The sequence below is a fragment of the Streptomyces apricus genome, assembly GCF_008369065.1.
Taxonomy (GTDB): domain Bacteria; phylum Actinomycetota; class Actinomycetes; order Streptomycetales; family Streptomycetaceae; genus Streptomyces; species Streptomyces apricus.
Genome location: NZ_VDFC01000040.1, coordinates 756,490 through 767,682 on the forward strand (window position 1 = coordinate 756,490; position 11,193 = coordinate 767,682).

The 11,193-nt window shown below is 70.8% G+C and carries 11 protein-coding genes; 8 read left to right on the top strand and 3 right to left on the bottom strand.

All coding sequences use genetic code 11. The features are described from left to right. Nucleotides 1-24 precede the first annotated feature (24 nt). The 3 genes from FGF04_RS16430 to FGF04_RS16440 all read left to right on the top strand — a co-directional run bounded on the left by FGF04_RS16430 (nucleotide 25) and on the right by FGF04_RS16440 (nucleotide 3,971). A complete protein-coding gene (locus FGF04_RS16430) occupies nucleotides 25-696 on the top strand; it encodes a response regulator transcription factor (protein ID WP_149512018.1) in 672 nt (223 codons plus the stop codon). Between the two features lie 256 nt (nucleotides 697-952). Beyond that, nucleotides 953-2,884 carry a 2-oxoacid:acceptor oxidoreductase subunit alpha gene (locus FGF04_RS16435; protein WP_149512019.1) on the top strand — a complete coding sequence of 644 codons (1,932 nt, stop codon included), beginning with the start codon at nucleotides 953-955 and terminating at the stop codon, nucleotides 2,882-2,884. Beyond that, nucleotides 2,877-3,971, top strand: coding sequence for a 2-oxoacid:ferredoxin oxidoreductase subunit beta (locus FGF04_RS16440; protein ID WP_149512020.1), 1,095 nt, complete (start codon nucleotides 2,877-2,879; stop codon nucleotides 3,969-3,971). The genes FGF04_RS16435 and FGF04_RS16440 overlap by 8 nt, the downstream gene beginning before the upstream one ends. Here the strand turns inward: FGF04_RS16440 and FGF04_RS16445 are convergent. Further along, nucleotides 3,968-4,390 (bottom strand): winged helix-turn-helix transcriptional regulator, encoded by a 423-nt coding sequence (locus tag FGF04_RS16445; RefSeq protein ID WP_235882378.1) that lies wholly within the window; start codon nucleotides 4,388-4,390, stop codon nucleotides 3,968-3,970. The genes FGF04_RS16440 and FGF04_RS16445 overlap by 4 nt on opposite strands. A 199-nt stretch (nucleotides 4,391-4,589) precedes the next feature. On the opposite strand from FGF04_RS16445, the gene FGF04_RS16450 reads away from it, so the two are divergent. Then, a complete protein-coding gene (locus FGF04_RS16450; RefSeq protein ID WP_149512022.1) occupies nucleotides 4,590-5,444 on the top strand; it encodes an SDR family oxidoreductase in 855 nt (284 codons plus the stop codon). A 132-nt stretch (nucleotides 5,445-5,576) separates the two neighbouring features. After that, nucleotides 5,577-6,620: an EamA family transporter RarD gene (rarD, locus tag FGF04_RS16455; RefSeq protein ID WP_149512023.1), complete on the top strand. Its 1,044-nt coding sequence runs from the start codon at nucleotides 5,577-5,579 to the stop codon at nucleotides 6,618-6,620. 44 nt (nucleotides 6,621-6,664) lie between these two features. Here rarD and FGF04_RS16460 read toward each other — a convergent pair whose 3' ends face one another. Beyond that, complete coding sequence (locus FGF04_RS16460; protein ID WP_149512024.1) at nucleotides 6,665-7,882, bottom strand: 4-hydroxybenzoate 3-monooxygenase; 1,218 nt, start codon at nucleotides 7,880-7,882, stop codon at nucleotides 6,665-6,667. A gap of 167 nt (nucleotides 7,883-8,049) precedes the next feature. Between FGF04_RS16460 and FGF04_RS16465 the strand changes: the two genes are divergently transcribed. The 3 genes from FGF04_RS16465 to FGF04_RS16475 all read left to right on the top strand — a co-directional run bounded on the left by FGF04_RS16465 (nucleotide 8,050) and on the right by FGF04_RS16475 (nucleotide 10,307). Then, complete coding sequence (locus FGF04_RS16465; protein WP_149512025.1) at nucleotides 8,050-8,493, top strand: VOC family protein; 444 nt, start codon at nucleotides 8,050-8,052, stop codon at nucleotides 8,491-8,493. Between the two features lie 197 nt (nucleotides 8,494-8,690). Then, complete coding sequence (locus FGF04_RS16470; RefSeq protein ID WP_149512026.1) at nucleotides 8,691-9,632, top strand: M28 family metallopeptidase; 942 nt, start codon at nucleotides 8,691-8,693, stop codon at nucleotides 9,630-9,632. Nucleotides 9,633-9,725: 93 nt separating this feature from the next. Continuing rightward, nucleotides 9,726-10,307 (top strand): flavodoxin family protein, encoded by a 582-nt coding sequence (locus FGF04_RS16475; protein ID WP_149512027.1) that lies wholly within the window; start codon nucleotides 9,726-9,728, stop codon nucleotides 10,305-10,307. A 37-nt stretch (nucleotides 10,308-10,344) separates the two neighbouring features. Here FGF04_RS16475 and FGF04_RS16480 read toward each other — a convergent pair. Further along, nucleotides 10,345-11,193: ABC transporter permease (locus tag FGF04_RS16480; protein WP_235882349.1), on the bottom strand; the 849-nt coding region annotated here is incomplete at its 5' end.

Sequence of the window (11,193 nt, forward strand, 5' to 3'; positions counted from 1 at the left end):
GGATGGGCTGGGGGGCCGAAGATCGTGGAGGACAGAGTGCGCGTGGTCATCGCCGAGGATTCGGTGCTGCTGCGGGAGGGCCTGACCCGGTTGCTGACCGACCGCGGGCACGAGGTGATCGCGGGAGTGGGCGACGGGGACGCACTGATCAAGACGATCACGGAGTTCGCGGCGCAGGACGCGCTGCCCGACGTCGTCGTCGCGGACGTCCGGATGCCGCCGACCCACACCGACGAGGGCGTCAAGGCGGCCGTGCAACTGCGCAGGCAGCACCCGGGGCTCGGCGTCCTGGTGCTGTCGCAGTACGTGGAGGAGCAGTACGCCACCGAACTGCTCGCCGGTTCCAGCACCGGGGTCGGCTATCTCCTCAAGGACCGGGTAGCCGAAGTGCGGGAGTTCGTGGACGCGGTCGTCCGCGTGGCCCGCGGCGGCACCGCCCTCGACCCGGAGGTCGTCGCGCAGCTGCTCGGACGCAGCCGGAAGCAGGACGTCCTCGCGGGGCTCACCCCGCGCGAGCGGGAGGTGCTGGGACTCATGGCCGAGGGACGGACGAACTCGGCGGTCGCCCGCCAGCTCGTCGTCAGCGACGGCGCGGTCGAGAAGCACGTGAGCAACATCTTCATGAAACTGGGCCTGTCCCAGAGCGACGGCGACCACCGCCGCGTCCTCGCCGTCCTCACCTACCTGAACTCGTGAGGAACCACGGAGCCGGCCGCGGGGCACCATTACGGCGCGACTCCCGTGCGAGAACCGGAGGAAGAGCCCGGAGCGTCTGGACAGGTAACGCCGGGGGCGGAGCAAGCGTGGCAAAACAGGGTGTAAGGCAGTCTCGAAACGACATCCATGGTGCGAACGTCCCAGAGCGGTCGCCCCTTGCCGACGTAGTGTGGGGCTCGGGTGGGCCTGCGGGAGGGCCGCACCCGGACAGCCGCCTCGAAGGAGGTCCACTTCAGTGACCAGTCAGGTCAGCAGTCCGGCTGAGCAGGCCGACGGTGCCGTCGTAGGAGAGCAGCGCAAACCGGCGGGCGGGAAGGACGTACGGCGACTCGATCGGGTGATCATCCGGTTCGCGGGGGACTCGGGTGACGGTATGCAGCTCACCGGGGACCGCTTCACCTCCGAGACCGCATCGTTCGGGAACGACCTTTCGACGCTGCCGAACTTCCCCGCCGAGATCCGTGCGCCCGCAGGAACCCTGCCGGGCGTTTCTTCTTTCCAGCTGCACTTCGCCGACCACGACATCCTCACCCCGGGGGACGCGCCGAACGTCCTGGTGGCGATGAATCCGGCCGCGCTGAAGGCGAACCTCGCGGACGTGCCGCGCGGCGCCGAGATCATCGTCAACACGGACGAGTTCACCAAGCGGGCGATGGCGAAGGTGGGCTGGGCGGCGAGTCCGCTGGAGGACGGGACCCTGGACGGGTACAGCGTTCATCCGGTGCCGCTGACCACGCTGACGGTGGAGGCGCTCAAGTCGTTCGACCTGTCCCGCAAGGAGGCCGAGCGCAGCAAGAACATGTTCGCTCTGGGTCTGCTGAGCTGGATGTACCACCGGCCGACCGAGGGCACGGAGAAGTTCCTGACCACGAAGTTCGCCAGGAAGCCGGACATCGCGGCGGCCAACATCGCCGCTTTCCGGGCGGGCTGGAACTTCGGGGAGACCACCGAGGACTTCGCCGTCTCCTACGAGATCGCGCCCGCCACGCAGGCCTTCCCGACCGGCACGTACCGCAACATCTCCGGGAACCTGGCGCTGTCGTACGGGCTGATCGCCGCCTCCCGCCAGGCGGACCTGCCGCTCTACCTGGGCTCGTACCCGATCACGCCGGCCTCCGACATCCTGCACGAGCTGTCGAAGCACAAGAACTTCGGGGTGCGCACCTTCCAGGCCGAGGACGAGATCGCCGGGATCGGGGCGGCGCTGGGCGCGGCCTTCGGCGGCTCGCTCGCGGTGACCACGACCTCGGGTCCGGGGGTGGCCCTCAAGAGCGAGACGATCGGGCTGGCGGTCTCGCTGGAGCTGCCGCTGCTGGTCATCGACATCCAGCGCGGCGGCCCCTCGACCGGGCTGCCGACCAAGACCGAGCAGGCGGACCTGCTGCAGGCCATGTACGGGCGCAACGGCGAGGCGCCGGTGCCGATCGTGGCGCCGCGCACGCCCGCCGACTGCTTCGACGCAGCCCTGGAGGCGGCGCGGATCGCGCTGGCCTACCGCACGCCGGTGCTGCTGCTGTCCGACGGCTACCTGGCCAACGGCTCCGAGCCGTGGCGCATCCCCGAGACCGACGAACTGCCGGACCTGCGCGTGCAGTTCGCGCAGGGGCCCAACCACACCCTCCAGGACGGCACCGAGGTCTTCTGGCCGTACAAGCGCGATCCGCAGACGCTGGCCCGTCCGTGGGCGATCCCGGGCACGCCGGGACTCGAACACCGCATCGGCGGCATCGAGAAGCAGGACGGCACGGGCAACATCAGCTACGACCCGGCCAACCACGACTTCATGGTCCGCACCCGCCAGGCCAAGATCGACGGCATCGACGTCCCCGACGTGGAGGTCGACGACCCCACCGGCGACGCCGGCACGCTCGTGCTGGGCTGGGGCTCGACGTACGGCCCGATCACCGCGGCGGTACGGCGGCTGCGCACGGCCGGGGAGAGCATCGCGCAGGCCCACCTGCGTCACCTCAACCCCTTCCCGCGGAATCTGGGCACCGTGCTGGAGCGTTACGGCAAGGTGGTCGTCCCCGAGATGAACCTCGGTCAGCTGGCCACGCTGGTCAGGGCGAAGTACCTGGTGGACGCCCGCTCGTACAACCAGGTGAACGGCATGCCGTTCAAGGCTGAGCAACTCGCCACGGCTCTCAAGGAGGCCATCGATGGCTGAGACGACCACGGAAGGCTCGGGCACGATCGAGGCGCTCACTCTGGTGCCCAAGGCCGAGGCCAGGCAGTCCATGAAGGACTTCAAGTCCGATCAGGAAGTGCGCTGGTGCCCCGGCTGCGGCGACTACGCGATCCTCGCCGCCGTGCAGGGCTTCATGCCCGAGCTCGGGCTGGCGAAGGAGAACATCGTCTTCGTCTCGGGCATCGGCTGCTCCTCGCGCTTCCCGTACTACATGAACACCTACGGGATGCACTCCATCCACGGGCGCGCGCCGGCCATCGCGACCGGGCTGGCCTCCTCGCGCCGGGACCTGTCGGTGTGGGTGGTCACCGGGGACGGGGACGCGCTGTCCATCGGCGGCAACCACCTCATCCACGCGCTGCGCCGCAACGTGAACCTGAAGATCCTGCTGTTCAACAACCGGATCTACGGGCTGACCAAGGGGCAGTACTCGCCGACCTCCGAGGTCGGCAAGATCACCAAGTCGACGCCGATGGGCTCGCTGGACGCGCCCTTCAACCCGGTGTCGCTGGCGATCGGCGCGGAGGCCTCGTTCGTGGCGCGCACGGTCGACTCCGACCGCAAGCACCTCACCGAGGTCCTGCGGCAGGCCGCCGCCCACCCGGGCACGGCCCTCGTCGAGATCTACCAGAACTGCAACATCTTCAACGACGGCGCCTTCGAGGCCATCAAGGACAAGCAGCAGGCCCAGGAAGCGGTGATCCGCCTGGAACACGGGCGCCAGATCCGCTTCGGCGCGCCCCTGGAGGACGGCCTGGGCTCCAAGGGCGTCGTGCGCGACGCGCTGACCGGGGACCTGCGGGTCGTCACCGTCACCCCGCAGAACGAGTCGCAGGTCCTGGTCCACGACGCGCACTCCACCTCGCCGACGACGGCGTTCGCGCTCTCGCGCCTCGCCGACCCGGACACCCTGCACCACACCCCGATCGGCGTCCTGCGCGCCGTGGACCGGCCGGTCTACGACACACAGATGTCCGACCAGCTCGACACGGCCATCGAACAGAACGGCAAGGGCGACCTCTCCGCGCTGCTCACCGGCGGGGACGCCTGGACGGTCGTCGGTTAGGTTGCGGCGCTCTGCCGCGGAGGCACGTCGCCTTCCGCCCGCGGGTGCGCCGTGGCCGGTCGCGCGGTTCCCCGCGCCCCTGAGGGGGCGCGGGCCTCGTCGTAGGCGCGGCGGGCCTTCTCCACGGCGTCCATCCGGGTCTCCGTCCACATCGCCAGGGCGCGGACCTGTTCGGCGGCCTCGCGGCCCAGGCCGGTGAGGGAGTAGTCGACGCGCGGCGGTATGACCGGCTGGGCGTCGCGGTGCACGAGGCCGTCGCGCTCCAGGGTCTGCAGGGTCTGGGTGAGCATCTTCTCGCTGACCCGGCCGATGGCCCGGCGCAGCTCGCTGAAGCGGTACGGGCGCTCCATGAGCTCCATCAGGACGAGGACGCCCCAGCGGCTCGTGACGTGCTCCAGGACGAGGCGGTACGGGCACATCCCCTCGGCGTCGGCGTACTTGCCGACCACCGGGTTCACCGCCCTGCCGGCCACCGGTTCCGCCGCGGAGCCGGTGGCCGTACCGCCGACCGGGTTGCTCACTGTCATGCAGGTACCTTACTTCAAAGTGGGTACTTTCCCTGAGTTAGTGCAGCTCCTAGGGTGAGTGGATACCCACCCACGAGGAGTTGTTTCCACCATGAGCATCGTCGTCACCGGAGCCACCGGACACCTCGGCAAGCACGTCGTCGAGGGGCTGCTGGAGAAGGTCCCGGCCGACCAGGTCACCGCCGTCGTCCGCGACGAGGCGAAGGCCGCGGACCTGGCCGCCCGCGGCGTGCGGATCGCGGTCGCCGACTACGACGCCCCCGAGACCCTCGACGGCGTCTTCTCCGCCGGCGACAAGGTGCTGCTCATTTCGAGCAGCGCGGTCGGCAAGGACCGGGTCGCCCAGCACAAGGCCGTCCTCGACGCCGCCCGGGCCGCCGGTGTCGCGCTCCTCGCCTACACCAGCGCCCCCGGCAGCCTGACCGCCGCGCTGGCCGACGACCACCGGGCCACCGAGGCGGCCGTCCTGGAGTCGGGCGTGCCCTACACCCTGCTGCGCAACGGCTGGTACAACGAGAACTACACCGAGAACCTGGCCCCGGTCCTGGAGCACGGCGCCGTCGTCCAGGCGGCGGGCGAGGGCCGCATCTCCACCGCCTCCCGCGCGGACTACGCGGCCGCCGCCGTGGCCGTCCTGACCGGCGAGGGCCACGAGAACGCGACGTACGAGCTGGGCGGCGACACCGCCTTCGACTTCACCGAGTACGCCGCCGCGGTGTCGCGGGCGTCCGGCAAGGAGATCGTGTACAACGCCGTCCCCGCCGAGACGTACAAGGGCATCCTGACCGGCGCCGGGGTCCCCGAGCCGTTCGCCGCGATCCTGGCCGGCGTGGACGAGTCCATCGCGAAGGGCGAGCTGCTCATCACGAGCGGCGACCTCTCCCGGCTGGCCGGGCGCCCGACCACGCCGATCACCGAATCGATCGAGGCGGCGCTCAAGGGCTGACCTCCGGACCCGCACCCCCGCCTGTCATGACCGTATGGCGATACGGGCATGACGAGCGGGGGTGCCCGGCGTTACCTTCTTGGAGGCTGCGCGTGGCTCGGACGCCGCGGAACCGGCAGCCGACCCAGCAAGATGCAAGAAGGAGGGGCCGCACCGGTGGAGTCCAAGGGCGAGCAGCGTACGGGGCCGGGGTCCAGCGGCGAACAGCGGATCGGTCTGCTGAACGGTTTCGCCGCGTACGGCATGTGGGGGCTCGTGCCCCTGTTCTGGCCGTTCCTCGAACCGGCGGGCGCCGGGGAGATCCTCGCCCACCGCATGGTCTGGTCGCTCGGCTTCGTGCTGATCGCCCTCGTGCTGACGCGCCGCTGGGCCTGGGCGCTCCCGCTGCTGCGCCGACCGCGCAAGCTGGGGCTGATCGCCGTCGCGGCGGCCGTCATCACCGTCAACTGGGGCGTCTACATCTGGGCCGTGAACAGCGGCCACGTGGTGGAGGCGTCGCTCGGCTACTTCATCAACCCGCTCGTCACCATAGCCATGGGCGTCCTGCTCCTGAAGGAACGGCTGCGCCCCGCGCAGTGGGCGGCGGTGGGCACCGGCTTCGCCGCGGTCCTCGTGCTGGCCTTCGGGTACGGGCAGCCACCGTGGATCTCCCTCTGCCTGGCCTTCTCCTTCGCCACGTACGGACTCGTGAAGAAGAAGCTCAACCTCGGCGGCCTTGAGTCGCTGGCCGCGGAGACCGCGATCCAGTTCCTGCCCGCGCTCGGCTACCTGCTGTGGCTGTCGGCCCGGGGGGACTCGACCTTCGGCGCCGAGGGCGCCGGGCACGCGGCGCTGCTGGCCGCGACCGGCATCGTGACCGCCTTGCCGCTCGTGTGCTTCGGCGCCGCGGCGATCCGGGTGCCGCTGTCCACGCTGGGGCTGCTGCAGTACCTGGCGCCCGTGCTGCAGTTCCTGCTCGGCATCCTGTACTTCCACGAGGAGATGCCGCCCGAGCGGTGGGCCGGGTTCGCGCTGGTGTGGGCCGCGCTGTCGCTGCTGACCTGGGACGCGCTGCGGACGGCCCGCCGGTCCAGGACGGTCCTGCGGAACGCGGAGATCGCGGCGGCGTCGGCCACCGCGGAGGCGGCGAGGACACCGGGAACGGCGGCCACCGAGGCGGAACTCGGCCGTCAGTAGTCCCTGCCCGTCAGCAGTCCGTACCCATCGGCAGTCCCTGCCCGTCAGTAGTCCGTGCCCTTGCCCATGAACAGTTCGGCGAAGACCGCCGAGGCGGCCGGTGAGGCGAGGGTGCGCCGCAGCCGCGCCCGCGCGACCCCCGCGCGGAACGGATCGCCGGACGAGGCCCCGTGGTACACCTCGGAGAGCCACTGCGAGAACTCCTGGTACTGCCACACCCGCCGCAGGCACGTCTGCGAATAGTCGCGCAGCCCGCTGTCGTCGCCCTTCGCGTAGTGGGCGACGAACGCGTCGGCGAGCAGCAGGGCGTCGTGGATCGCGAGGTTCATGCCCTTGGCGCCGATCGGCGCGAGCAGGTGGGCCGCGTCCCCCGCCAGGTACAGCCGCCCGTACGCCATCGGCTCGACCACGTAGTTGTGCAGGGCCAGGACCCGCTTCTCGATCAGCGGGCCCTCGACGAGCGGCCGGGCCCCGTCCGCCGCGAGCCGTTCGTGGAGCTCGGACCACACCCTTTCGTGCGGCCAGTTCTCCGGGTCGTCGCCCGGCGGGCATTCGAGGTAGTAGCGGGTGACCTGCGGGCTGCGGGCCATGTGACCGGCGAAGCCGCGCGGGTGGATGCCGAGGACGACGCAGTCGGAGGACGGCGGCGCCTCGGCGAGCAGCGCCAGCCAGCCGGGGCCGAGGTCGTGCCGGGCGACCGTGACGTGCTCCGCCGGCATGCGGTCCCGGGTCACCCCGCGCGCGCCGTCGCAGCCCGCGACGAAGTCGCAGTCGAGCCGGACGCGCTCCCCCGTACGCGGGTCGGTGTACGACACCGAGGGCCGGTCCGTGCCGATCCCGGCCGGGTCGAGGTCGCGGACGCCGAAGCGGATGTCGCCGCCCCGCACGTCCGCGTACTCGCGCACCAGGTCCGTCACCAGGAGCGGCTGCGGGTAGACGTAGTGGCGCTGGCCCGACACCTGCGCGTACGGGAACCGGTGGCTCCTGCCCTCGAACCGGAACTCGCACTCGGTGTGCACCTCGGTGTTGCGCAGCAGCCGGTCCGCGAGGCCCCGGCCGTCCAGCGCGCGGACCGCCCACTCCTCCAGGAAGCCGGCGCGCGGTCGCCGCTCGACGAACTCCCTGCTCTCGTTCTCCAGCACCACGCAGTCCACCGAGGCGGCCCGCAGGACGTTGGCCAGGGTGAGACCGGCGGGCCCGGCCCCCACGACGACCACGSGGGTGCGGTGCGGGGAGGAGGGTGCGGGGGTGTCTGCGGTCATCGGACCAGTATGACGACTCCGCCGCCAACTCGCTTTGCTGCGTGCTGAGTTGTTCGCGGGTGCGGGCCGGTGGGGGCTGATCGCGCAGTTCCCCGCGCCCCTAGGTACCTAGGGGCGCGGGGAACTGCGCGGGAGCGCGCAGCGCGACAGGGGGTCTGGGGGCGCCCCTGCACTGGAAACTCGTCGTGGACACCGCCGACCCGCACGCCCAGGCCGACTTCTGGGCCGCCGCCCTCGGCTACCTGGTCGAGGACCACAGCGCGCTGATCGAGCGCCTGCTGAGCACCGGCGCCGTACCCCCCGGGATCGTCGTCGCGTCACACGGCCGCCACGCGTGGCGGGACGCCGCCGGCGTACGGCACCCGCAGGACCCGTACGAGAAGGAGAGCGGGACGGGGCTCGGGCGGCGGCTGCTCTTCCAGCGCGTGCCGGAGCCGAAGACCGTGAAGAACCGGCTGCACATCGACCTGCACACCGAGGGCGGCCGGCGGGACGCCGAGGTCGCGCGGCTGACCGGGCTCGGAGCGACGGTCGTACGGCAGGTGAAGGAGCCGTCCGGCGCTTGGGTGGTGATGGCGGACCCGGAGGGCAACGAGTTCTGCCTCCACTGACCCGGACCGACCCCGTCGGCCCGGTCCGGACCGGACCGGGCCCGTCAACCGGAACGGGCCTGGTGAACGCCGGGTATCCGTTATGCGAACACAGCTGACCGGATTGTGCTCTTGACGGAACGTCAGCCTCAGCTTCACCATCAGGCACCCATTTCCGCGAGGAATCCAAGGAATCCAAGGAATTCGGAGCCCCCCACATGAAGCTCTCCGTTCCCGGACGTGCCACGGGTGCCGCCACCCTGGCGATCGCCGCGCTGCTCACCACGAGCGCCATGGCCGACGCCGCACCGGCCCGCGTGGCCGCCGCACCGGACATATCCGTGGCCAACGTCAAGGCCCACCTCACCCAGCTGCAGTCCATAGCCACCGCCAACGGCGGCAACCGCGCGCACGGCCGCACCGGCTACAAGGCCTCCCTCGACTACGTGAAGGCCAAGCTGGACGCGGCCGGCTTCACCACCACCGTCCAGCAGTTCACCTCCTCCGGCAGCACCGGCTACAACCTGATCGCCGACTGGCCCGGCGGCGACACCAACCAGGTCGTCATGTCGGGCTCCCACCTCGACAGCGTCACCTCGGGCCCCGGCATCAACGACAACGGCTCGGGCTCGGCGGCCGTCCTGGAGGCCGCGCTCGCCGTCTCCCGGACGCAGTACGCGCCCACCAAGCACCTGCGGTTCGCCTGGTGGGGCGCGGAGGAGCTGGGCATGGTCGGTTCCCGCTACTACGTCAACAGCCTCTCCACCGCCAACCGCGCGAAGATCAGCGGTTATCTGAACTTCGACATGATCGGTTCACCGAACCCCGGCTACTTCGTCTACGACGACGACCCGGCCATCGAGAAGACCTTCAAGGACTACTTCACCGGCCTCGGCGTCGCGACCGAGATCGAGACCGAGGGCGACGGCCGCTCGGACCACGCCTACTTCAAGAGCGCGGGCATACCCGTCGGCGGCCTCTTCACCGGCGCCAGCACCCGTAAGACCGCGGCCCAGGCCGCCAAGTGGGGCGGCACGTCGGGACAGGCGTTCGACCGCTGCTACCACTCCTCGTGCGACACGACGGCGAACATCAACGACACCGCCCTGAACCGCAACAGCGACGCCCTCGCGTACGCGGTCTGGGAGCTGTCGGAGTAGCCCGGCCCGTTTCCGGGGTGGCCGACGACTGCATGCGTGTGCATATACTGCATACGCGTGTAGTCGTCGTCCGCCCTACATGACGGAGCCTTCATGACCCGCCACTTCCTCTTCCTGCTCGGCAGCAGCCGCGATCACGGCAACACGGAGCTGCTCGCCCGCAAGGCCGCCGAACAGCTGCCGGCCGGCGTCACCCAGCGGTGGATCAGCCTGACCGGGCACCCGCTGCCCGACTACGAGGACCTGCGCCACGACAGCGACCACGTCCGGCCGTCCGGCGACCACACGGCCACCCTGCTCGACGCGACGCTCGCGGCGACCGACCTGGTCATCGCCTCGCCGCTGTACTGGTACTCCGTGTCCGCGCAGACCAAGCGCTACCTCGACCACTGGGCCGGCTGGCTGCGCACCCCCGGCGTCGACTTCAAGGAGACGATGGCCGGGCGCACCCTGTGGGGTGTCACCGCCCTCGCGCACGAGGAGGAAGAGGTCGCGGAGCCGCTCGTCGGCACCCTCAACAACTCGGCCGCCTATATGGGGATGCGCTTCGGCGGGGTCCTCTTCGGCAACGGCAGCAAGCCCGGCGACGTACTCTCCGACTCCGCCGCCCTGGCCCGGGCCAAGACCTTCTTCGCCCAGGAGCCCCCGCTCGCGCGCTTCCCCTACGAGAGCTGAGCCGCGCGAGGGCTCCCGGACCTTGCGCGATGACGCCCTAGGCGGTGATGTCCTTCGCCGTGAAGCGTGCCCAGGCCGCCGAGCCGAACACCGCCGCGTAGAGCGCCTGGAGTCCGAGGTTGCGGACCAGGTCGTCCCAGTACACGGGGTCGCGCATCAGGTCGGCGAAGGACAGCCAGTAGTGCGAGAAAAAGTACGGCTGGAGCGCGTGGAGCTGGGGGATCTGGTCGAGGATCTGCACGGTGATGAGCAGGCCGACAGTGGTCGCCATCGCGGCGATCCCGCTGTTCGTCAGGGTCGAGACGAACAGTCCCAGCGCCGCGACCCCGATCAGTGACGCGGCGACGACCAGCGCGATCAGCAGGGCCCGGAGCAGCCCTTCGCCGAAGCTGATGCGCGTGCCGGAGATCGTCGTCAGCTCGCCCAGCGGGAACAGCAGCGCGCCCACGACGAGCGCCGAGGCCGCCACGACCAGCGTCGCGACGAGGCAGAAGGCCAGCGTGGTCGCGTACTTGGTGAGCAGCAGGCGCGTACGTCCCGCCGGGGCGACCAGCAGATACCGCAGGGTGCCCGCGTTGGCCTCGCCCGCTATCGCGTCGCCCGCGACGACGCCGACCGCCATCGGCAGGAAGAACGGCAGGGTGGCGGCGAGCGCGGTGAACACCAGGAAGAGCCCGTTGTTGGTGATCTGCGCGATGAACGCGGGCCCCTCTCCCCCGCCGCCTCCGGCGGACGACCCGTCGCTCGTCTCGATCCTGATCGCGATGCCGACCAGCACCGGCACGGCGGCGAGCACCCCGAGCAGCGCGAGGGTCCGCCAGCGGCGCAGGGTGGTGCCCAGCTCGTTGCGCAGCAGGCCGAGCGTCCACAACGGACTCGGCGTCCG